The following is a 22,740-nucleotide window of genomic DNA, read 5'->3' on the forward strand; positions in this document are numbered from 1 at the left end:
CCCCCCTGCCCTGCCACCGTCCCCTGAGCCCCTTCGGGTCAGTGCTCCTCCCTGTCCCCATCTTCCCGGACAAGGAGGGGGACTGGATGGCGGTCACCTTCCACGAAGCCAAGGCCCATCAACTCCACGCCATCGCCGTGCGCACGCGGGACGAGTTCGCGGGCGCCCTGCCCCGCGATGCCCGGGTCCTCCAGTCCTTCAAAAGGGCGTGGGCCCCAAGTGCGCGCACCTGGCGCTCGGCATCGCCTGCGGGCACGAGGCCATCAGCGTGGACATCCACGTGCACCGCGTGACGAACCGCTGGGGCTACGTGAAGGCCACCACGCCCGAGGCCACCATGGCCGCGCTCGAGACCCAGCTCCCGCGCAGGTACTGGGTGGAGCTCAACCGCCTGCTGGTGCCCTTCGGCAAGCACGTGTGCACGGGCTCGCGCCCCAGGTGCTCCACGTGCCCGGTGCTCAGCGCCTGCCGACAGGTCGGCGTGACGAACCCTCGCTGACGATTACCGGTCGTGCCCCACCAGCTGCGTGGCCCGGCGAGCCAGTCGCCGCCACGGGTTGGTGCGCCCGCCGTTCTCCAGGGAGATCTCCTTGGACACGCGCAGGTCCTTCGCCCAGCAGCGCTCCATCTTCCGGACGAACTCCTGGTCGTGGATGATGAGCGAGCCCTCGCCCAGCTTGTTGAGCGACAGCGAGTCCAGGTTCGTCGAGCCCACCACCGCGAGCCAGTCGTCCACGATCATCGTCTTCGCGTGCATCATCGACGGCTGGTACTCGTAGATGCGCACGCCCGCCTCCAGCAGTCGCTCGTACGTGGAGCGCTGTGAGGCGCGGATGACCTTCACGTCGTGGACGGGCCCCGGCCCCAGCACGCGAATCTCCACGCCCTGGCGACACTTCTCCTCCAGCTGCTCCAGGATTTCGTTGGGCGGTGAGAAGTACGCGTTGGCGATCCACAGGCGCTCGCGCGCGGCGGCGATGACCATGCGCACCATCCGCTCCGCGTCGGTGATGCCCAGCTTGCCCGCGCTCTCCACGAAGCACGCCTCGGCGTCCCCCACCAGCATCGGCTCCGGGAAGGTGTCCGGTGGCAGCAGCCCACCGCCCGACTCCTGCCAGTAGCGCGAGAAGGACAGCTGCATGTCGCGCGCGGACGGCCCCTCGACCCGCACGCTGGTGTCGCGCCACTCCTCCGGCGACAGCCCGTCTCCCTCCCACACCTTCCAGAAGCCGAAGCCACCCGTGTACGCGATGCGTCCGTCGATGATGACCAGCTTCTGGTGCGAGCGCCCCAGCAGCCGCCCCATCACCTTGCCCGCGAGCAGCCGGTAGTAGTGCACCTCCACGCCCGCGGCCGAGAGCACCTTCTCCACCTTCTGGTCGAAGTCCTTGTCCCCGCGCAGCTCCTCGCTGCCCACCGGGTCCACCACCACGCGGCACGCCACGCCCGCGTGGGCGCGGTCCACCAGCGCGTCGATGATGCGGTCCGACACGTCGCAGGGCCGCCAGATGTAGACCAGGATGTGGACGCTCTCCCGCGCCGCGCGGATGTCCTCCACCATGCGGTCGAACACCGCGCCGTTGTCCAGGAGCTCCAGACGGTGGCCCGTCATGAGCGCCGCGCCGGTGGACTGATAAAGAGAGAACGAGAAGCCCTGAGGCCCAGGAGGCAGCTCGAAGGGCCCCTTCATCTCGTGCTTGCCGCGCTCGCTCCCCGCATCGAAGCCGTGGGCGCCGGGCTGGGGAAGAATCTCCATCTCCGAGAGGTCCTGGGGCTCGTCCATGACGTGGCAAGCTAGGGACACTTTCCGGCCCCGGCATGCAGGGCCTGGCCGCCTGCCCGACAGGCAGGTGCTCTCTCCCATTGCCGCCCGGCACCGGGCTGGCCACACTGGGCCTCTTGCCTCGCTTGCTGGAGAGCCGACCGATGGTGGAAGAGATTCGTCCAACCGCGAAGGAGCTGCTGTCGCTGCCCCGCCTGGCCCCCCTGGTCCCCATGCTGTACGTGGCCTGGACGGACGGTGAGCTGACGCCCGCGGAGATTCGGATGCTGGGCACCGCCGCGCGCGCCCAGCCGTGGTTGGACCTGCGCTCCAACACCGTGCTCGCCCGCTGGTTGGATCCGCTGATGCCGCCCAGCTCCAACGAGCTGGCCCTGGTGCGCGAGCACATCCGCGCCGCCGCCGAGCGCCTGAAGCTCAGCCCCCAGGAGAGCCTCTCCGAGCTGGGCGCGAAGCTCACGGAGCTCGTCGCGGACTCGAGGGAGCTGCCCTCGAGCATGCCGGAGCTGGTGGGCGCCTTGGCCTCGCTGGAGGCCGTGCTGGGCGTCTCCGGACGCGAGGCCGTCCGCGCCCTGGTGCCCTCCGCCGCGCACGAGCCGCGCCGCATCGGCCCCACCGAGCCCACCTCCTTCGCCCCCGAGGCGCTGCGCGCGGTGCTGGACCGCAAGTACCCGGAGGTCCGCGCCCAGGTGCGCAAGTGGCTGGAGGACCCGACCTTCCGCTACCAACGCACGCTGGACACGGACAAGCAGCGCGAGCAGGTCTTCGCCTGGCTCAAGCAGCTGGCCGACCAGGGCCTGGGCCGCATCGCGTTCCCGGAGGGCGACGAGGCCGGCGCGGACCTGGGCGCCTTCATCGCCTCGTTCGAGACGCTCGCCCTCTTCGACCTGAGCCTCGTGGTGAAGGCGGGCGTGCACTTCGGCCTGTTCGGCGCGAGCATCCTCTTCCTCGGCACCGGGCGGCACCACCGCGAGTACCTGCCCAAGGTCGCCACGCTGGAGTTGCCCGGCTGCTTCGCCATGAGCGAGCTGGGCCACGGCTCCAACGTGCGCGACGTGGAGACGGTGGCGCGCTACGACCCGGAGGCCGGCGACTTCATCGTGCACACCCCGTCCGAGGGCGCGCGCAAGGAGTGGATCGGCAACGCCGCGCGCCACGGGCGCATCGCCACGGTGTTCGCGCAGCTGGAGGTCGGCGGCAAGGGGCTGGGCGTGCACGCGCTGCTGGTGCCGCTGCGCGACGAGCGCGGCCAGGTGCTGCCCGGCGTGCGCATCGAGGACTGCGGCCGGAAGATGGGGCTCAACGGCGTGGACAACGGCCGCATCTGGTTCGACCACGTGCGCGTGCCCCGGGAGAACCTGCTGGACCGCTTCGGACAGGTCAGTGCCGAGGGCGAGTACACCAGCTCCATCTCCAGCGACGGGCGCAGGTTCTTCACCATGCTGGGCACGCTGGTGGCGGGCCGGGTGAGCGTGGCGTGCGCGTCCCTGAGCGCGGCCAAGAGCGGGCTGACCATCGCGGTGCGCTACGGGGACCTGCGCCGGCAGTTCGGCCCGCCGGGCGCGCCCGAGGTGCGGCTGCTCGACCACCAGACGCACCAGCTGCGGCTGCTCAAGCCGCTGGCGAAGACGTACGCGCTCGACTTCGCGCTGGAGCACCTGGTGGAGCGCTACGTGAAGCGCACCGAGGAGGACTCCATGGAGGTGGAGGCGCTGGCGGCGGGCCTCAAGGCGTATGCGTCCTGGAACTGCACGGCGGTGCTCCAGGAGGCGCGCGAGGCGTGCGGCGGCCAGGGCTACCTGGAGGCCAACCGGCTGTCGGCACTGAAGGACGACACGGACATCTTCACCACGTTCGAGGGCGACAACACGGTGCTGATGCAGCTGGTCGCCAAGAGCCTGCTGACGGACTACCGCCAGCGCTTCGAGGACGACCGGGTGTACGCGGTGCTCAAGCTCATCGCGGACAAGGCCACGGCCATGGCGGACAAGAACCCCATCGCCGCGCGGCGCACGGGCAGCGAGCACCTGCGCGACGACGACTTCCAGCTGCGCTTCCTGCGCTACCGCGAGGAGGACCTGCTCGCCTCGGTGGCGCGGCGCATCCGCAAGCGGCTGACGGCGGGCGTGGAGGCCTTCGCCGCCTTCAACCAGGTCCAGGCGCACCTGGTCGCCCTGGCGCACGCGCACATCGAGCGCGTGGTGCTCGAGCAGTTCATCCACGGGGTGAACGCGGTCCAGGACCCGGGCCTCAAGGTGGTGCTCGGGCGGCTGTGCGACCTCTACGGCCTGTCCTGCCTGGAGGCCGCGAGCGGCTGGTTCCAGGAGAACAGCCTGATGGAGGGCGCCAAGGCGCTGGCCATCCGCAAGGAGGTCGTGAAGCTGTGCACGGAGCTGCGGCCGGACGCGGTGGCGCTGGTGGATGCCTTCGGCATTCCGGACACGTGCATCGCGGCGCCCATCGGCCTGGGGCATTTGTCCGCCTGACGTTTGACTTCACGGTCCGGGACGTGTGGCATTGCGGTGATGCTCGGCCTCGCGCGGGTCGAGCATGACCGCATCCCAGGACTGGAGAAGGCATTGGACACGACTCGCCAAGATGTGCGTCAGGCCATTCGCAAGCTCATCCAGAACCCGGCCTTCACCCTCATCTGTGTGCTGACATTGGCGCTCGGCCTGGGCGCCAACACCGCCATCTTCAGCGTGGTGAACGCGGTGCTGCTGCGCCCGTTCGCCATGGCGGACATCGACCAGCTCGTCCATGTGCAGCACACGCCCAGGCGGGGCGGCACGCTGCCCTCCTCCGCGCTCGACTTCCGCGACATCCAATCCCAGAACCACTCCTTCTCGGGTCTCGCCGCCGTCAGCTCCACGGACATCAGCCTGACGGGCCCCGAGGGCGAGCCCGAGCGACTGCTGGGCGCGCGCATCACCGCGGACTTCTTCCGCGTCCTGGGCGTGCAGCCCCTGCTCGGCCGGGGCCTCCTCCCCGACGAGGACCAGCCCGGCAAGAGCCAGGTGGTGGTGCTGGGCCACACCCTCTGGCAGCGGCGCTTCTCGGGGGACCCCCAGGTCGTCGGTCGCACCATCACCCTGGAGGGCACGCCCCACACCGTCGTCGGCGTGGCGCGCCGCGAGTTCGACTTCCCCAACAAGGCGCAGCTCTGGGTCCCCGTCACCTGGGAGGGGGACCTCCTCAACCCGGAGAACCGCGGCTCCCACTGGCTGAATGTCTATGGACGGCTCAAGCCCGGCATGACGCTGGCGCAGGCCAGCCAGGACGTGAGCGCCATCGCCCGCGAGCTCGAGCAGCAGCACCCCAAGTCCAACACCGACCTGGGCCTGCGCCTCATCCCCTTGCGAGAGGAGCTGGTCGGCCAGGTCCAGCCCGCGCTCCTGGTCCTGATTGGCGCGGTGGGCATGGTGCTGCTCATCACGTGCGCCAACCTGGCCAACCTGCTGCTGGCGCGCGGCGTCAGCCGCGAGGGTGAGATTTCCGTGCGGCTGGCCCTGGGCGCCGGCCGGGGTCGCATCATCCGGCAGCTGCTCACGGAGAGCGTCGTGCTGGCGCTCGTCGGCGCCGCTGCGGGAGTGATGCTGGCCCGGTGGGGCCTGGACCTGCTCGTCGGCATGGGCCCGGGGGACATCCCGCGGCTGGAGCAGGTCGCCATCGACGGGCCGGTGCTCTTGTTCACCACCGCGCTCGCGCTGCTGGTCGCGCTGCTCTTCGGCCTGATTCCGGCCCTGCAGGGCTCCAACGTCGGCCTGGACCGGGCGCTGCGCGAGAGCGGCGCGGGCGCGGGGGGGAGCCTCCGGGGACGCCACGCGCGCGCGGGCCTGGTCGTCGCCGAGACGGCGCTGGCGGTGGTGCTGCTGGTGAGCGCGGGCCTGCTCCTCAAGAGCTTCTTGAAGCTCCAGCAGGTGGACCCGGGCTTCAAGACGGACCGTGTCCTCACCCTGGACCTGGCGCTGCCGGAGAGCCGTTATCCCTGGGGGAGCCCGGCGGTGCAGTCCTTCTACGACACCCTCTTGGAGCGGGTGCGCCACCTGCCCGGCGTCCAGCACGCGGGGCTGGCCATCCACCTGCCCTTGACGGGGAGCGCCATGGCGTCGCCCCTGCAGGACCTGGCCCGCCCGCCGCCCGTGCCGGGCCAGGAGGCCATCGTCAACGTGCGCCTGGTCACCGAGGGCTACCTGGAGACGCTGCGCATCCCCGTGCACCGGGGCCGCGCGCTGACGAGCCAGGACGGCGCCGTCGAGGGCACGCGCGCGGTACTCATCAACGAGGAGGCCGCGCGCAGGCTGTGGCCCGGGGAGGACCCGCTCGGGCGCCGGGTGGAGCTGGGCGTGGACTTCGGCAACGGGCGCTTCGGCGGGGAAATCGTGGGCGTGGTGGGCAACGTCCTCCACGGGGGCATCAAGCACCGGCCCACCACGGAGGTGTATGTCCCGTTCGCCCAGGCGCGCGCCAACGCCATGAAGCTCACCGTGCTCACCGACTCGGAGCCGCTGGCGCTGGCGGCCCTGGTGCGCCGCGAGGTCCAGGCGCTCGACAAGGACCTGCCGGTCGCCAACGTGCGCACCATGGACAGTGTCCTGGCCCAGTCCGTGGCCCAGCCGCGCTTCTACATGGTGCTCGTCGCCAGCTTCTCCCTGCTGGCCCTGGCGCTCGCGACGCTCGGCATCTACGGCGTCGTCGCGCACTCGGTGAGCCACCGCACGCGCGAGTTCGGCATCCGCATGGCGCTCGGCGCCGGGCGGCTCGACGTCGTCCGGCTCGTGGTGCGCCAGTACCTGCGGCTGGCGGGCATCGGGCTGCTGCTCGGCACCGTGCTGGCCTTCGTGGCGAGCCAGCTCTTGCGCAACATGCTCTTCGGCGTCGAGCGTACCGACGTCCTCACCTACGTCGCGGTGGCCACCACGCTCGGGCTGGTGGCGCTGCTGGCGAGCCTCGTGCCCGCCTGGCGCGCCACCCGCCTGGACCCCGTGGTCGCGCTGCGCAACGAGTAGCCCTCAACCGGCCAGGGCCTGGGGGCGCTCCATCTGGGCGCGGACGAGCTGCTCGTAGACGCCGTGCCCCGCGAGCAGCTCCTCGTGGGTCCCTCGCTCCACCACGCGCCCCTCGTCCATCACGAAGATGACGTCCGCGCGGCGCACCGTGCTCAGCCGGTGGGCGATGACGATGCGCGTGCAGTCCAGCGTGGCGATGGCCTGCTGGACCTGCTGCTCCGTCACCGCGTCCAGCGCGCTCGTCGCCTCGTCGAGCAAGAGCACCGAGGGCTGACGCACCAGGGCCCGGGCCAGCGCCAGGCGCTGCCGCTGCCCGCCCGACAAGGACTGCCCCCGGTCCGCCACCGGGGTGTCGTACTGCATGGGCATGGCCATGATGTCGTCGTGGATCTGCGCCAGGCGCGCGGCCTCCGTGACGCGCTCCAGGGACACCTCCGGGTTGCCCACCGCGATGATGTCCCGCAGGGTGCTCCCCAGCAGCGACAGGTCCTGGAGCACGATGCCCATCTGCCGCCGGACGTCATGCAGGTCCAGCCGCGCCAGGTCCACGTCGTCGTAGGCGACCTGCCCCTCGGTGGGCAGGTAGAGCCCCAGCATGAGGTTGGCCAGGGTGCTCTTGCCGGAGCCGGAGCGCCCGACGATGGCGACGAGCTGCCCCTTGTCGATGCGCAGCGAGACGTCCCGCACCACCAGCGGGGACGTGGGGTGGTAGCGGAAGGACACCGCCTTCAGCTCGATGTTCCCGTCGAGCTTCCGGCTCGCGCCCAGGCTCTGCCGGTCCCGCTCGGGCGGGGTGTCCATCACGTCGTTGATGCGCTCCAGGTAGCTGCCCAGGTACTGCAGCTGTCCCCCCGTGGCGACGAGCGCCGAGAGCGACGCCAGCAGCGTGGCCGACAACGCGCTCAGGCTCAGCATCCCGCCCAGGGACAGGTGGCCCTCCATCACCTGGTAGGCGCCGACACAGAGCACGACCAGCGGTGACGCCATCCGCAACGAGGCGTTCAACGAGTCCAGCCAGGCGCTCAGCCGCCCCCGCTCCAGCGCGACGTTGAGCAGGTCCACGTAGAAGCTGGAGTAGTGCTGCACGGCGTCCTGCTCGACGCCGAACGCCTTGAGCGTCTGCATCCCCGACAGCATCCCAATCTGGTAGTCCTGGTTCTTCGCATCCAGCTCCAGGTAGCGCGACATCAGGCTCTTGAGCCAGCGCCGCCCCGCCAGCAGCACCACCAGCTGCGCCGTGCCCAGACCGACGACCAGCACGCCCAGCCGGACGTCCGCCACCAGCAGCACGCCCAGGTTGAGCAGGACCAGCGAGCCATCCAGCAGGCCCGACACGGCGGCGCTGGAGAGGATGTCGCGCACCCGCGTCTGGATGTTGAGCCGCATCACCAGGTCGCCCACCGGGCGCAGCTGGAAGAAGGGATAGGCCAGGCTGACCAGGTGCTCGAGGAACCCGAGCGTCACGGCCGAGTCGATGCGCGAGTGGAGCTCCAGCAGGAGCTGGGAGCGAACCAGGGACGCGAGGAACTGGAACAGCAGCAGCGTGCCCATCAGCGCCGCGAGCACCCCCAGCAGCCCGTAGTCCGCCCGGGGCACCACCCGGTCCACCACCATCCCCGTCAACAGGGGCAGCCCCAGGGCGAAGAGCTGCAGCGCGCCCGACAGCACGACGATGCGGCTGAGCGTCCCCGACTCGCGCAGCATCGGCCAGAGGTAGCGCCACGTCCCGCGCCGCGTCGAGCCAGGGGTGAAGTCGTCGGCGGGCTCGAGCAGCAGCGCCACGCCGGTGAAGCACTGGCTGAACTGCTCCATCGTCACCACCCGGCGGCCCTGCTCCGGGTCGACGATGGCCACGCCGCCGGGCACCTGTCGCTCCAGCACGACGTAGTGCGAGAAGCGCCAGTGCAGGATGGTGCCCGGCGGCAGGTAGGGCAGCCGGTCCAGGTCGATGGAGACGCCGCGGCCGCGCAGCCCCAGCCGGCGCGCCGAGTCGAGGATGGCCCGGGCGCTGGTGCCGTCGCGCGCCACGCCCGTCGCCGTGCGGACCTCCTCCAGGCTCATCGTCCGCCCGTGGTAGCCCAGCACCATGGCCAGACACGCCGCGCCGCAGTCGGCCACGGTCATCTGGCGCACCTCCGGGATGCGTCGGTGCAAGCGGCCCGAGCGGACGCGCCGGAAGGCGGGAAAGCGCTCCAGGAGCCCTGGCTTCTTCTCCGTCGCCATCTACAACCGTCCTCTCAAGCCGGGCAGCAGTTGCATGAAGAGACGCTCGGAGCGCACGCGGACCTGCGCGCGCGCGGGCATCCCGTCGACATAGCCGAAGGACAGTCCCTGGCTCTGGAAGGTGGGCCCCGGCAGGCGCGCCGTCACCAGGACCACCGCCTCCGCCGTCCCCCCGCGTCCCTCCAGCTCCGAGCCCAGGTAGCGCTTGAGCTCGCCCGGGGCGATGAGCTGGTCTCCCACGGAGGCGATGACCAGGTCCTGATAGGAGCGCTCGAAACCCTCGAGCTCGGCGCGCAGCGCCATCCCCGGCCGCAGGAGCGGCTGGAACCTGCCCGGCAGGAAGACGTTGAGCGTCATCGGCGCCTCGCGCGCCGTCAGGGAGAGCAGCCGCTGTCCCGGCTCCAGCCGCTGCCCCGGCCGCGCGTCCACGTCCCTCACCACGCCCTCGAAGGGCGCGGTCAGCTCCCGCTGGGACACCACCTGCGCGGGTGAGGCCGGCGCGTGCACCAGGCCCACCAGGGCCTGGCCCGCCTGGACCTTCTGGCCGGGCTGGACGCGCACGTGCGCCACCACGCCCGCCGCCGGGCTCACCAGCGGCGTCAGCTCCGTCACCCGGACCAGCGCGGGCCCGGAGGCAAACTCGTCCACGCGGCCCAGCACGCCGAACGCCAGGAGCGACACGAGCGCCGCCATCAGGACCCAGTACGCCCGGTGGACCCACGTCGGCGCGATGCGCAGCACGTCGCCGCGCCCCTTCGGCCCCTCCCGGTGGTGCTCCATCGCCTCGCGTCTGAAGATGGATGCCTTGCGCTGCACGGCGAGCTCCTGTCCCCGAACGGGCCGCGCCCTGGGCGCTCCCGACACGCGAGCCATCATAGACGCAGTCGAGACATGAGGGCGAAGCCAGACTGCCCGCGTCATCCAGACATTTCTTCCCGAGACATGTCTGACTCACCTGATTCATGCCGCGTCGCAGCTAAGTACAATCCCTCGGTCAACCTGGACGCGCGGGTCCACCCGCACTCCAATCACTCACCATCCACCCTGCCCGCCACGGAATTATCCAGCCAAACGACACAAGACAGCCACACAATGACCCATTGCCGGGATTCTCCCGCGGTGGATAATCGACACGCTCGCCGTGAACACAGGCATCACCCATCGGCGCGCACCGCGGCACCCAACCCAAGAGCAAGAGGAGCATCATGAAGGACACCATCGTCAGCACCGAGCAGTCGACCGACAACTGGGTTCAGGAGTCTCAGCTGTCCCCGGACGACCTGGACGCCGTCATCGGCGGTCTGGTCTCCAGCGTGGGCGTCGGCACCTGCGGCAGCACGTACATCTCCTGCGGCAGCACGTACACCGCGCCGGAGCAGCCGCAGCAGCCCACGCCGACGCAGCCCGTGCCGACCGGCCCCGGCTCCGCGTAGGCCCCAACCGCCCCGCGCCATCTCGCGGTGGTCCGCCGTGGCGATGAGCCCTTGAGCTGACCTCGTGGGAGTCCGCGAATACCCATTGCCGGCTCCCACGCCTTTTGACTGTCTTCAACCCTGGACAGTCCTAAAACAATACACCCCCCCCATTGCCTTGCACCCCAAAAGAATGGATTAATGCTTGCGCCTGCCAAAATCTCCAACCTGCCTGACCTGACTCGTCTTCCGAGTCAGGTCTCGACCCGCGTCGGAGCCCCGGCATGCACCGCAGCACCCAAACCCAAGCACAAGAGGTGCATCATGAAGGACACCATTGTCAGCAGTGGGCAGGTGACGGAGTCGTGGATCCAGGAGTCCCAGCTGTCGCCCGACGACCTCGACGTGGTCATCGGCGGCCTGGCTTCCCGGGATGCCGTTGGCACGTGCGGTGGCACCTACGTGTCGTGCGGCAGCACGTACACGGCGCCGGAGCAGCCCGGCACCGGCACCGGCACCAAGGGCTGAGCAGCTCCGCTTCCTCTCGACACCCCCAACCCAAAGCACACGAGGTGCATGATGAAGGACATCATCAGCAGTGAGCAGGTGACGGAGTCGTGGGTTCAGGAGTCCCAGCTGTCGCCGGATGACCTGGATGCCGTCATCGGCGGCCTGGTCTCCAGCGTGGGCGTTGGCACGTGCGGCAGCACCTACGTTGCCTGCGGCAGCACGTACAGCGCGAACGAGAACCTGGGGCAGGGGCGCAACGCCCCGTAGCGTCTGCCCCGACACGTGACATATCGCGGAGGTCGGACGTGGCGATGAGCCACTGAGCCGACCGCGCGGGAGTCCGCAAGCAGGCCGTTGCGGACTCCCGCGTCCGCGCACGGCCCCTCCAATCCGTCCGCGCACCCAGGCGCGGCGCCAGACTTCACGGACGTGACGAATGGGTATGGATGACTCGGAGAAGCTCGCGTCCATCGAGGGCGCGCTGGCCAGCAACGTCCCGTTCGGGGATTGGCGCTACATCGACGACTGCACCTGGACCCGCTATCAGCGGCGGGCGGAGCTGCTCGCCGAGCGGCTGCCCCAGACGGCCCCGCTGGCCACGGCCATGAAGCAGGCCACGCCCGAAGCCCGCTTCCGCGTCGTGGGGGACCCCGTGTTCCGCGCCACGCTCAATGACACGCTCGGGGAGCTGCAGCTCGGACAGACCCCGTCCTCCCTGGCGCGCCCCCTGCACCTCCTCGAGCAGGCCACGCGACTGTTGGGCGAGCCCGCCCCCGCCTCACCGCTCTCCCTCGGCGCGCGCCAGGTGCACCGCATCGGCACGGAGCTCCACCACGGCTGGGTCTGGTGTGACGAGCGCGAGGAGGACGCCTGGGGCCAGGGGTTCCGCGACCTCTTCGAGCGCGAGGGCTCCTCCTCCGCGCTGCGCACGCCCCACGCCAACGCGACCGCCACCCTCTCCTCCGCGGTGAGCATCCTGGAGGAGCTGTTGCCGCGCGTCACCCGGAGCGCGCTCGACCACACCCACCTCATCGCCGTGACGGACGTCCTCGACCGGACGCAATGGCAGAACAGGGAGCGCGCGTTCCCCTACGGCTCCTTCACCACCCGCATCATCCCGGGGACCGTCTTCCTCGCCATGGGTGTCCTCGGAAACCCATACAAGGCCGCCGAGCACCTGCTCCACGAGGCGCTCCACCTCAAGTGGTATGACTTCCAGCACTCGCACGCCGTCTTCCGCAAGGACTACCAGGCGGAGCAGTCCGTCCGGGTTCGCGCGCTCTGGAACCGCCCCCTGCCGGACAACACGAACGAGTGGCCGGTGTGCCGCTCCATCGCGGCGATGCATGTCTATGTCCACCTGGCGCTCTACTTCGAGCTGCTCGAGCGCCGCCTCCCGGAGCTCGAGGCGAGGTACGGCCCCCTGTGGGGCTACGACCCGTCCCTGCTGAAGCACGAGGCGTTCGAGCGGGCCCGCTACCTGGGCCTCGCGGTGCGGCGCACCGGCGAGGGCGAGCTGCGCGTCGCGGGCCAGCGCATGGTGGCCTGGCTGTTGGAGATACTCGAGCAGCTGGGCGCGGGCCCGGAGCCCGAGGACAACGGCGTGCACCTGCTGCTCGACCTGTACACGCGAGAGAGCACGGGGTTCCGGCTGGGCGCCGCCTCGGAGGTCGCGGCGCCGGACTGGGAGCGCGCCCGGCGTGAGCGACTGGCGGCCCTGCTGGCCCAGGAGCTGGACACGGCCCGCCAGCTCGCCGCCAGCCTGGGGGACTCCGGGTGGCGCCCCCAGGGCCCCGATGCGCCCACCGAGGAGTCCCTGAAGCGGCTGGTCCAGGCCAGCGAGCAGGAGCTCACCCGCGCCTTCCAGGGCACGCGCCAGGCCGTCTCACAGCTGCTGCGGAGCGTCCCGGCCACAAGCTTCCGGGACTCCCGCGAGCCCGGCACCCATCAGCCCCTGAGCGAGCTGGTGCGTCGGATGGTGGAGTCCTCCAGCCTGGAGCTCCACGCCCTGACGCGAAGCCAGCCCCTCGCGGAGCGCGCGCATTCCTGAAGTCCTTCCACACGAGGGTCGCACCCCCAAGACGCAACGAGGCATGCACATGACCACAACGGCATTGGACCCGAACAGTCTGGAGAAGGTGGAGCAGTCCCTGGCCCTGATGCGCCCCTTCGGCGATGGGGACTACATCGACGCGCGCACCCGCGAGCGCTACGAGCAGCGGCTGGGCATGCTCGCCCCGACGGTGCCGGAGGCCCGGGCCTTCCTCGACGCGCTGAAGCAGTCCGACGGGCTGACGGCCTACCGCATCATCGGAGACCCGGTGGTGCGTGACGCGGTCCACACGCTGCTGGGCCACTTCACGCTCCACATGCCCCAGCACGACGTCGAGGACTGCCTGGAGGTCCTGCGCGTGAGCGCGGACCACCTGACGCGCCGCACGGGCGCCTCGCCGCTCTCCCTGGCGAGCGCGCGGCTGGAGCGGCTGGGCGACAAGCCCCACCACGGCTGGGTCTGGATGGAGGAGCGCCAGGAAGACGTCTTCGGGCGGCGCTTCAAGAAGATGTACCGCGAGCACCTGCCGCGCATCACCACGCTGACGCCCGACGCGAAGCAGCTGGAGAACCTCCGGCTGGGCACCCAGCTTCTGGAGGAGCTGCTCCCCGAGCTGTCCCGGAGCGCGCTGACCCATACCCACCTCGTGGTGATTTCGGACATCTACTCGAACGTGCCGCAGCCGCCGGGCGAGTCTGGAATCTTCACGTCCGTGACGAATCCCCACGTGCTGGGGACCATCTTCCTGGCGCCGCACCTCTTGCGAAACCCGTGGATCGCCGCCGAGTACCTGCTCCACGAGTCGCTGCACCAGAAGTTCCTGGATTTGGAGCACACGCACTCGATGCTCCGGCGCGGCTACAAGGCCTCCGAGTCCCCCGTCATCATCCCGCCCTGGCACCGCGCCCGCACGACGGGGCCCGACCGCTGGGAGGTCAACCGCTCCATCAGCGTGACGCACGTCTACACCGCGCTCGCGCTGTTCTTCAGCCGCGTCCACCTGAACCTGGAGCGCCTGCAGGAGCGCTACGGCCCCATCCAGGTGGATGTCCCGCTCTCCATCCGCCAGGCCTTCGACCGCGCCACGTACCTGGGCGAGAAGCTGCAAGGGGCCGAGGACGAGCTGGGGCTGGCCGGACAGCGGTTCCTGGGCTGGCTCAACCAGACGCTGAAGCTCTTCGACCCGGCGCCGCCCCCGCCCGGCTCCTACGTGCACCTGCTGCTCGACCTCTATGACCGCGAGGCCCAGGACATCGCGGCGCGGCTGACACGCGCCAGCGACGAGGACCTGTCGCGGGAGCTTGGCGGGGCGCTGGCCGTGCCGGAGCTCACGCACGTGCCCAAGATCGTCGAGCACCTCGTCGACGCCGAGGTCCGCACGGCGCGCGACGCCCTGGGCGTGCTCGGCGTCGAGGTGCCCGCCCGGCTCGAGGTCCCCGCCTCGGACATCGACGCCGCCCCGAGCGGGCGGGAGGTGATGGCCGAGCGCTTCAAGCGCACGCGGATGAACATCTCCCAGGCCCTGCGCAAGGCCTCCTGGACCACCTACCAGCAGACCACCGCGGACGCGCTCGTCCGGGACATGGTGGTGACGTCGGGGCAGCGGCTGAACATGATCATCAAGCACCTCAACCCGAACACCTTCCTCTGAAGCACCCGCCCCGGGAGGGCCGCCAGCCGCATGCGGACGCGTCGCTTCGCAGTCACGAACCTGTCCATGAGCGCCCTGGGGTTCGGGGCGCTGCACCTCTCGCTGGAGGGCCGTCCCTCCCGCGAGGACGCCATCGCCCTGCTCCACCGGGCCCTGGAGCTGGGCGTCACCCTCTTCGACACCGCGGACTCCTATTGCCGGGATGACTCCGACGCCCACCACAACGAGCGGCTCCTCCACGAGGCGCTCTCGACGTATCCGGGCGACACGTCGGGCGTCATCGTCGCCACCAAGGGCGGCATGGTGCGTCCGGGCGGCGACTGGGTGGTCCTCTGCGAGCCGGACCACCTGCGCAGGACCCTGCGCGAGAGCTTCGAGGCGCTCGGAGGCAAGCGGCCCATCGAGCTGTGGCAGTTGCACACGGTGGACCCGCGCTACAGCCTGGAGTCGTGCCTCGCCGTGGCGCGCGAGGCCCAGGACGCCGGGCTGGTGCGCCACATCGGCCTGTCGAACGTCTCGCTCGAGCAGCTCCAGCGGGCCCGCCGGCTGGTGCCCATCGTCTCGGTGCAGAACGAGTACAACCCCTGGCAGCGCGGCTCGGAGTTCACGGGCGTGCTGGCCTGCTGCGAGAGCGAGGGCCTGGCGTTCTTCCCCTGGAGCCCGCTGGGAGGACCGCGCCGCATCGCCGAGCTCGGCGCCATTCCCCGCATCCAGGAGCTGGCCCGGGCGCGCGGGGTGTCGGTCCCCCAGCTGGTCCTCGCCTGGATGATGGCCAAGGCCTCCTGCGTGGTCCCCATCCCGGGCGCCCGCCGACGCGCCACGCTCGAGGACTCGCTGGCCTCCGCGGAGCTGAAGCTCACCCCCGAGGAGGTGCGGGACCTCGACCGCGCCGCGCCACATCGCCGCCGGGAGCTGTGACACCCGCTGAACACTCGCGGGCCCTGGGGGGCTGACGGGCCCGGGGAGGCTGCCCAGCTTCCCGGGCCATGAAAACCACCACGACGCTGTGGCTCTGCGTTCTTGGAATGTTGTCCGCGTGTGCGTCCCTGTCTCCGGTGGAGCGCGCCGCACAGCAGGAGGAGCAGAACCGTCAACGGGCCCGGCTGCTCACCGAGGAGCTCTACAACCTGCGCAAGCTGGACCGCGTCCCGGAGCTGTTCGCCGAGGACTACGTGGACCACTCGCAGGGCGCGCCCAAGGACGTGGTGGGCCCGGCCGTGGTGCTCCAGCAGGCCGAGGCCACCTTCCAGACGTTCCCGGACCTGCGCTTCGACATCCTCCACGTGGTGGCGGACCAGGACCTGGTGCTGGTGCACTGGAAGGCCGCCGGCACGGACCCGCTGAACCTGGACGACGCGGGCAAGCCCCGACCGCTCGCGCTCAACGGGCACTCGCTGTACCGGATGCGCGACGGCAAGGTGGTGGAGTCGTGGGACATCTCCGACCGACTCACGCCCCTGCTCCAGCGCGGATACCGCGTCGTCCCGCCCCAGCCGGAGTGACGCATCACTGAAGGACGGCGGGCGCCTGGAAGACCTCGCCGTCACGGCCCTCGACGCGGAGGCTGGCGCCCTCGGAGGGGCTCACGCGCAGCTCCACGCGCGGCTGGCCCCGACGGTCCACCAGCAGCAGGCCCGGGGAGCCGTGCTCGTCCGCGCCGAGAATCGCGCGGGGTCGGCCGTCCGCGTCCGCCAGCTCCAGGCGCGAGGAGCCGTCCACCTGGAGGCCCACCGCGAACAGGTCCACGCCCCCTGGCTTGGACAGGGTGAGGCGCGGCGCCTCGTCCGAGTAGACGGTGAGCTCGGCGAGGGACTCGCCCTCCGCGGTGGAGAAGCGCAGCCGGGGCGAGCCGTCCTGGGCCACGCCGAGGAGCGCGCGCGGGCGTCCCGCCTCGTCATGCAGCACCAGCCCCGTGGTGCCGGCGTCATCCAGTCCGAGCGACGCGCGCCGCTGTCCGTGCGCATCGTTGAGCACCAGACGCGAGGCCACCAGCTCTCCGCCGCCCAGCGTCGGCGCGGGCTTCAGCGCGGCCACGCCCAGCCCGAGCCCCGCCACCGCGAGCGCCGAGAAGGTCAGTCCCTGCAGCCGCCGGCAGCGGCGCTCCAGTCGCTCCAACCGAGCATCCAGCGAATCCATCTTCGTGCCTCCCGTCGGAGCGCTCCACGCGTCTGACGCACCGCACGTTAGCGGAAGGCGGACCGGGCCGCCCGCGCTCCCGGAGCGTCGCCCCGACCGGACCTGGCCCCCGCCCTCGCGGCGCGCGTCCCCAGGAGCGCTCCGCCCACTGCGTGATTCAAGACACGTGTCGGGGAAGACATGTGACACACCGCGGCTCACGTTGATGAGGCCCGGGGGGCTGACACGGAGGCGGCGCCGACGCGAGAATGCGGGAATGAGACAGCTCGACCAGGAGCGGCTGTTGGGGGCATATCGGGCCACGCGCTACGTCATCCGTCCGCATGCCTCCACCGGAGGCGTGGAGCAGGTGCTGCGAGTCGGTCGGCTCCACCCCGCGCTCGACGCGGAGCTGAGCGCGCGAGGCCACCGCGAGTGGGCGTTCCTCACCGCGTGGAACCCGGGCTCACGGCCGCGCGGCAAGGACGAGAACCAGCGAGCCCAGGAACGGCTGATTTCCCAGCTGATCGCTGGCGGCTTCGTCATCGCCCCCGCCATTGGCGAGGCCGAGGACGGGAGCTGGTCCGAGCAGAGCCTCTTCGTCCCGGGACTGCCTCGCTCGGAGGCGGAGCGCTTCGGTCGCGCCCATGGCCAGGTGGCCATCCTGGTGGGGCGCACCGGAGGCCCCGCGGAGCTGCTGCTGTGCGGCTGCGAAGCACCGCCGCCCGTTCCTTGAAGCAGGGCAACAGCAGCAACCCCGTGTCGCTACACGGGTTCCACCGTTCCGCCGTGAAGTCGAGCCATCCATCCACGAACCGGGGTAGGTTTCCTTGCCCCCGTGCGTTGGAGTTCCATCGATGCCTCAAGCCACACCGCGCTCGTCCCTTCTGGGAGCGCGCCCCAGCCCCTTCCTGCTCGCCGGAGCGTTCCTCACCGGCATGCTCCTCTTCGTCCACGGCGGCTGCGGAGGTGATGAGCGCGATTGCCGGAACGCCACCGACTGCCGCTACGACAACGGCGCACCGGACGAGGGCAAGGAGTGGGCCTGCGAGGACCAGCGCTGCGTGCAGCACCCCACCCAGCAGCCGCCCCCGGATGCGGGCACGGACGCGGGGACGCCCGACGCGGGGGCTCCCGACTCGGGAACGCCCGACGCGGGGAGACCCGACGCTGGGACGCCCGACGCGGGGAGGCCCGACGCGGGGACGCCGGACTCAGGCCCCACCACGGTGAGCATGCAGATTCTCGCCTTCAATGACTTCCACGGGCAGCTCGAGCCACCCTCGGGCCAGGTTCTGGCGGGCGTGGCCCCCGACGGTGGACCGGTGCGGGTGAGCGCGGGCGGCGTGACGTACTTCGCCCGGCACATCGCGGCCCTGCGGGCCACCAATCCCAACACGGTGGTGGTGGCGGCGGGAGACCTCATCGGCGCCTCCCCGCTGCTGTCGGGGCTCTTCCACGACGAGCCCACCATCGAGGCGATGAACCTCATCGGCCTGGACCTGGTCGCGGTGGGCAACCACGAGTTCGACGAGGGCAGCACGGAGCTGCTGCGCATGCAGGCGGGCGGCTGCCACCCGGTGGATGGCTGCCTGGACGGGGATGGCTTCGCGGGCGCGAAGTTCAAGTTCCTCGCGGCCAACGTGGCCACGGGCGTGGACCGCACGCTGTTCCCCCGCTACGACATCCGCGAGTTCGAGGGCGTGAAGGTCGCCTTCATCGGCATGACGTTGGAGGAAACGCCGGGAAGTGTCATTGCCTCGGGCGTGGAGGGGCTCACCTTCAAGGACGAGGTGCAGACGGTGAACGCGCTGGTGCCCCAGCTGCGGCAGCAGGGCATCGAAGCCATCATCGTGGTGGTGCACCAGGGCGGAGTCGCGACCCCGGGCTCCCTGGTGAACGATTGCAAGGGCGCGGGTGCGGACGGCCTCATCTCAGGTGCCATCGTGGGCCTGGTCAAGGGTCTCAACGACGCGGTGGATGTCGTCGTCAGCGGCCACACGCACCAGGCCTACAACTGCGTCATCGATGGCAAGGTCGTCACGAGCGCCTCGTCGATGGGGCAGCTCGTCACGGACATCGACCTGACGTTGAGCAAGGCGACGGGCGACGTCGTGACGGCGAAGGCGAACAACCTCATCGTCACGCGCGACGTGACGGAGGACGGGCCGGTGAAGGAGCTGGTGACGAAGTACCAGGAGCTCGCCACGCCCCTGGCCAACCGGGTCATCGGCTGGGTGGCGCAGACGCTCAGGAACCAGTCGGACTCCCTGGGCCAGTCCACCCTGGGCCTCGTCATCGCGGACTCGCAGCTGGAGGCGACGAAGCCCGCGAACCTGGGTGGGGCGCACGTGGCCTTCATGAACCCGGGCGGCGTGCGCGCGGACATCGCCCAGGGCGAGGTCACCTACGGCGAGGCCTTCACCGCGCAGCCGTTCGGCAACAGCCTGGTCACCATGACGCTGACGGGCGCGCAAATCGATGGCGTGTTGGAGCAACAGTGGCGGCCGTCGGGAGCCACCCTCATGCTGCTTCCGTCGGCGGGCTTCACCTATTCGTTCAGCGCGTCGGCGCCCGTCGGGAGCCGCGTCGACCCGGCGTCCATCCGCATCAACGGCGTGACGGTGGACCCGGCGGCGAACTACCGCGTCACCGCGAACAACTACATCGCGAGTGGGAGTGATGGCTTCTCGGTGTTCACCCAGGGGACGAACCGGCTGACTGGCGCCATGGACGTCGACGCGCTGGAGACCTACCTGAAGGCGCGCAGCAGCGCGGCGAACCCGCTCCCCGCCCCGGCGCTCAATCGCGTCACCCGGCTGCCGTAGCGTCGCTCCGGGGGACGGGGCCGTGTCCCTGTCCCCCGCGCGTCACGGGCCTCGAGCGGCCTCCACGAAGACGCGCCAGGGTGCGCCGGGCGGAGTAGGTTCCCGCCCCTGTCCTGACCCTCGGGAGCCCCCTCCTCATGTCACGGTCCACCCCGCGCCTGGGCGCGCTCCCCGGCGTCTTCCTCCTCGCCGGAGCCTTCCTCACCGGCGTGCTCCTGTTCGCCCACGCCGGCTGCCAAGGCGCGTCTCGCGCCCAGCGTCCCGCCCAGGGGCCCACGGCGGACGCGGGCTCCGAGACGGTGAGCGTGCAGGTCCTCGCGTTCAACGACTTCCACGGGCAGCTCGAGCCGCCCGGGGGCGGCAACGGACAGATTCAGACGGGCGTGGACGCCGACGGTGGTCCGGTGCGCGTGAGCGCGGGCGGCGCGTCGTACTTCGCCCGGCACATCGCGGCCCTGCGGGCCACCAATCCCAACACGGTGGTGGTGGCGGCGGGAGACCTCATCGGCGCCTCCCCGCTGCTGTCGGGGCTCTTCCATGACGAGCCCACCATCGAGGCGATGAACCTCATCGGCCTGGACCTGGTCGCGGTGGGCAACCACGAGTTCGACGAGGGCAGCACGGAGCTGCTGCGCATGCAGTCCGGCGGCTGCCACCCGGTGGATGGCTGCCTGGACGGGGACGCCTTCGCGGGCGCGAAGTTCAAGTTCCTCGCGGCCAACGTGGCCACGGACGTGGACCGCACGCTGTTCCCCCGCTACGACGTGCGCGAGTTCGACGGCGTGAAGGTGGCCTTCATCGGCATGACGCTGGAGGGCACGCCGCAAATCGTCACGCCGACGGGGGTCGCGGGCCTCGTCTTCCAGGACGAGGTGGAGACGGTGAACGCGCTGGTGCCCCAGCTGCGCCAGCAGGGCGTGGAGGCCATCGTCGTCGTGGTGCACGAGGGCGGCGTGCCCGCGCCGGGCTCGCTCATCAACGAGTGCCGGGGCAAGGGCGAGGACGGCGGAATCTCCGGGCCCATCGTGGCCATCGCGAAGGGACTCGACGACGCGGTGGACGTCATCGTCACCGGCCACACGCACCAGGCCTACAACTGCGTCATCGACGGCAAGGTCGTCACGAGCGCCGCGTCGGCGGGGCGGCTCGTCACCGACATCGACCTGACCTTGAGCAAGGCGACCGGTGACGTGGTGGAGGCGAAGGCGAACAACCTCATCATCACGCGCGACGTGACGGAGGACGGGCCGGTGAAGGAGCTGGTGACGCGCTACCAGCAGCTCGCCACGTCCCTGGCCAACCGGGTCATCGGCTGGGTGGCCGAGACGCTCAAGACACCCATCACCCAGGCGGACCCGGCGGGGCAGTCCACGCTGGGCTTCGTCATCGCGGACTCGCAGCTCGCGGCGACGCGGGCGGCGAACCTGGGCGGAGCGCGCGTGGCCTTCATGAACCCGGGCGGCGTGCGCGCGGACCTCGCCCAGGGCGAGGTCACCTTCGGCGAGGCCTTCACCACGCAGCCCTTCGGCAACAGCCTGGTCACCCTGACGCTGACGGGCGCGCAAATCGAGGAGCTGCTGGAGCGACAGTGGCAGCAGGTGGGCCCCAACGTCGTCACCCGCATCCTCCACCCCTCGGCGGGGTTCACGTACGCGTTCAGCGCGTCGGCGCCCATCGGCATCCGCGTCGACCCGGCGTCCATCCGCCTCGACGGCGAGCCGCTGGAGGCAGCGGCGACCTACCGCGTGACGGTGAACAACTTCCTCGCGGGCGGCGGGGATGGCTTCGCGGTGCTCACGCAAGGGACGAACCGCCTGGGCGGCGCCATCGACAGTGACGCGCTGGAGGCCTACCTGAAAGCGCACAGCTCCCAGTCGAGCCCCCTGGCGGCGCCCGCCCTGGACCGCATCACCGCGCTGCCCTGAGTCAGGGGACGGGACCGCGCCCCTGCCCCCCGGCCGGGACATCCGCGCCCCGTCCGGGCACGTTGTCGGGCGACACGGTGGAGCCCGGGAGGATTTCAATCTCCTGGGTGCGCGTCACGCGCCGGGCCACCTCGTCGAACTCCAGCTCGATGCCGCGGCCCGGCTGGTCCTTGAGGCCGAAGCGGATGCGCCAGTAGTTGGGGCGTATCTCCACGGCCTCGCCGGCCTCGGAGAGCACCAGGCTGTTGTTGCGGGCGTATTCCTCGCCGGCCTGGATGACGTCACGCTCGCCCAGCTCCGCTTGCACGGAGGCCGAGCTGGGAGGCTGGGGCGGCCGACCGGTGGGCCCGACACAGCCCGCTCCGGCCAGGAAGGCGGCGGTCAGCAGGAGTCGAGGGAGGGGGCGCGAGCTGAGCCTGGACATGTCCACAAGTTAAGCATGGGACGTGCCACCCGCATCCCTGGAGAGCGACTTCGGAGGCGCGCGAGTCTTGCGCCTGCTCGAAGCGCCAGCGCGGAACCTGCGCCTCCAGGGGCGTCGGGAATCCCGCGAGGCTCCAGGCGCCCCCGCTCCGCCATGAGGAGCGGGGGTGCGAGGACGGATTACTTGTTCGACGGCGTCGGGGAGATGAGGCGCTGCTTCTCCACCACTTCGTCGATGAGGCCGTACTGGCGCGCGTCCTCGGCGCTCATGAAGTAGTCGCGCTCGGTGTCCTTCTCGATGCGCTCGATGGTGTGGCCGGTGTGCTTGACGATGAGGCCGTTGATGTAGCTGCGCAGGCGGAGGATTTCCTTGGCCTGGATGTCGATGTCGGTGGCCTGGCCCTGGGCGCCGCCGAGCGGCTGGTGAATCATGATGCGGCTGTTGGGCAGGGCGTAGCGCTTGCCCTTGGCGCCGGCGAGCAGGAGCAGCGCGCCCATGGAGGCGGCCTGTCCCACGCAGATGGTGGACACCGGACACTTCACGTACTGCATGGTGTCGTAGATGGCCAGGCCGGCGGTGACGGAGCCACCGGGCGAGTTGATGTAGAGGTTGATGCCCTTGTCGGGGTCCTCGGACTCGAGGAAGAGCAGCTGGGCGACGATGATGTTGGCCACGTCATCGTTGACGGGCGTGCCCAGCATGATGATGCGGTCCTTGAGGAGCCGGCTGTACAGGTCGTACGCCCGCTCGCCGCGGTGCGTGGTCTCGATGACGAAGGGGACGTTCATGGCTCCCCTACCCTAATCGTCC

General features: G+C 70.6%; 18 protein-coding genes and 1 pseudogene. 13 read left to right on the forward strand and 6 right to left on the reverse strand.

The genetic code is table 11. The features are described 5' to 3' along the window. Positions 1-92 precede the first annotated feature (92 nt). A pseudogene (nth, locus tag FL311_RS12960) lies at positions 93-499 on the forward strand (endonuclease III); the annotation flags it as partial. 3 nt (positions 500-502) lie between these two features. Here the strand turns inward: nth and FL311_RS12965 are convergent. Further along, complete coding sequence (locus FL311_RS12965; RefSeq protein ID WP_141325364.1) at positions 503-1,783, reverse strand: phosphatidylserine/phosphatidylglycerophosphate/cardiolipin synthase family protein; 1,281 nt, start codon at positions 1,781-1,783, stop codon at positions 503-505. Between the two features lie 143 nt (positions 1,784-1,926). Between FL311_RS12965 and FL311_RS12970 the strand changes: the two genes are divergently transcribed. Continuing rightward, positions 1,927-4,266: an acyl-CoA dehydrogenase gene (locus FL311_RS12970; RefSeq protein ID WP_141325366.1), complete on the forward strand. Its 2,340-nt coding sequence runs from the start codon at positions 1,927-1,929 to the stop codon at positions 4,264-4,266. A gap of 114 nt (positions 4,267-4,380) precedes the next feature. After that, on the forward strand, positions 4,381-6,789 hold the full coding sequence (locus tag FL311_RS12975; RefSeq protein ID WP_248542883.1) for an ABC transporter permease: 2,409 nt from the start codon (positions 4,381-4,383) through the stop codon (positions 6,787-6,789). A 3-nt stretch (positions 6,790-6,792) separates the two neighbouring features. Here FL311_RS12975 and FL311_RS12980 read toward each other — a convergent pair whose 3' ends face one another. Both FL311_RS12980 and FL311_RS12985 read right to left on the reverse strand, forming a co-directional pair. After that, on the reverse strand, positions 6,793-9,012 hold the full coding sequence (locus FL311_RS12980) for a peptidase domain-containing ABC transporter (RefSeq protein ID WP_141325368.1): 2,220 nt from the start codon (positions 9,010-9,012) through the stop codon (positions 6,793-6,795). After that, complete coding sequence (locus FL311_RS12985) at positions 9,013-9,828, reverse strand: HlyD family secretion protein (RefSeq protein ID WP_194869181.1); 816 nt, start codon at positions 9,826-9,828, stop codon at positions 9,013-9,015. Between the two features lie 389 nt (positions 9,829-10,217). On the opposite strand from FL311_RS12985, the gene FL311_RS12990 reads away from it, so the two are divergent. From FL311_RS12990 to FL311_RS13020, 7 genes are all read left to right on the forward strand, one after another. Continuing rightward, positions 10,218-10,445 carry a hypothetical protein gene (locus tag FL311_RS12990; protein ID WP_141325371.1) on the forward strand — a complete coding sequence of 76 codons (228 nt, stop codon included), beginning with the start codon at positions 10,218-10,220 and terminating at the stop codon, positions 10,443-10,445. A 303-nt stretch (positions 10,446-10,748) separates the two neighbouring features. After that, entirely contained in the window at positions 10,749-10,952 is a 204-nt protein-coding gene (locus FL311_RS12995; RefSeq protein ID WP_141325373.1) for a hypothetical protein, read from the forward strand. Positions 10,953-11,000: 48 nt separating this feature from the next. Beyond that, positions 11,001-11,201, forward strand: a complete 201-nt coding sequence (locus FL311_RS13000; RefSeq protein ID WP_141325375.1) for a hypothetical protein — start codon at positions 11,001-11,003, stop codon at positions 11,199-11,201. Positions 11,202-11,376: 175 nt separating this feature from the next. Then, positions 11,377-12,984 (forward strand): hypothetical protein, encoded by a 1,608-nt coding sequence (locus tag FL311_RS13005; RefSeq protein WP_141325376.1) that lies wholly within the window; start codon positions 11,377-11,379, stop codon positions 12,982-12,984. A gap of 49 nt (positions 12,985-13,033) precedes the next feature. Continuing rightward, positions 13,034-14,638 (forward strand): hypothetical protein, encoded by a 1,605-nt coding sequence (locus tag FL311_RS13010; protein ID WP_141325378.1) that lies wholly within the window; start codon positions 13,034-13,036, stop codon positions 14,636-14,638. Between the two features lie 30 nt (positions 14,639-14,668). Further along, the gene (locus FL311_RS13015; RefSeq protein ID WP_141325380.1) at positions 14,669-15,556 is read left to right on the forward strand and encodes an aldo/keto reductase; all 888 of its coding nucleotides are present in this window, start codon (positions 14,669-14,671) and stop codon (positions 15,554-15,556) included. 68 nt (positions 15,557-15,624) lie between these two features. Continuing rightward, the gene (locus tag FL311_RS13020) at positions 15,625-16,140 is read left to right on the forward strand and encodes an ester cyclase (protein ID WP_141325382.1); all 516 of its coding nucleotides are present in this window, start codon (positions 15,625-15,627) and stop codon (positions 16,138-16,140) included. Positions 16,141-16,144: 4 nt separating this feature from the next. Here the strand turns inward: FL311_RS13020 and FL311_RS13025 are convergent, their stop codons facing one another. Further along, on the reverse strand, positions 16,145-16,774 hold the full coding sequence (locus tag FL311_RS13025) for a hypothetical protein (RefSeq protein WP_141325384.1): 630 nt from the start codon (positions 16,772-16,774) through the stop codon (positions 16,145-16,147). A 256-nt stretch (positions 16,775-17,030) separates the two neighbouring features. Here FL311_RS13025 and FL311_RS13030 point away from each other — a divergent pair, with 256 nt between their 5' ends. The 3 genes from FL311_RS13030 (at position 17,031) to FL311_RS13040 (ending at position 21,506) form a co-directional block, all read left to right on the forward strand. Next, a complete protein-coding gene (locus FL311_RS13030; protein WP_141325386.1) occupies positions 17,031-17,489 on the forward strand; it encodes a DUF3293 domain-containing protein in 459 nt (152 codons plus the stop codon). Positions 17,490-17,610: 121 nt separating this feature from the next. Further along, positions 17,611-19,581, forward strand: a complete 1,971-nt coding sequence (locus FL311_RS13035; protein ID WP_141325388.1) for a bifunctional UDP-sugar hydrolase/5'-nucleotidase — start codon at positions 17,611-17,613, stop codon at positions 19,579-19,581. Positions 19,582-19,718: 137 nt separating this feature from the next. After that, entirely contained in the window at positions 19,719-21,506 is a 1,788-nt protein-coding gene (locus FL311_RS13040) for a bifunctional UDP-sugar hydrolase/5'-nucleotidase (protein WP_141325389.1), read from the forward strand. 1 nt (position 21,507) lies between these two features. Here the strand turns inward: FL311_RS13040 and FL311_RS13045 are convergent, their stop codons facing one another. After that, complete coding sequence (locus tag FL311_RS13045; RefSeq protein ID WP_141325391.1) at positions 21,508-21,930, reverse strand: hypothetical protein; 423 nt, start codon at positions 21,928-21,930, stop codon at positions 21,508-21,510. A gap of 179 nt (positions 21,931-22,109) precedes the next feature. Beyond that, positions 22,110-22,718, reverse strand: coding sequence for an ATP-dependent Clp endopeptidase proteolytic subunit ClpP (gene clpP, locus FL311_RS13050; RefSeq protein WP_141325392.1), 609 nt, complete (start codon positions 22,716-22,718; stop codon positions 22,110-22,112). Between the last annotated feature and the right edge of the window lie 22 nt (positions 22,719-22,740).

Origin of the sequence: Myxococcus sp. AB025B, assembly GCF_006518215.1 — a bacterium.
GTDB classification, from domain to species: domain Bacteria; phylum Myxococcota; class Myxococcia; order Myxococcales; family Myxococcaceae; genus Myxococcus; species Myxococcus fulvus.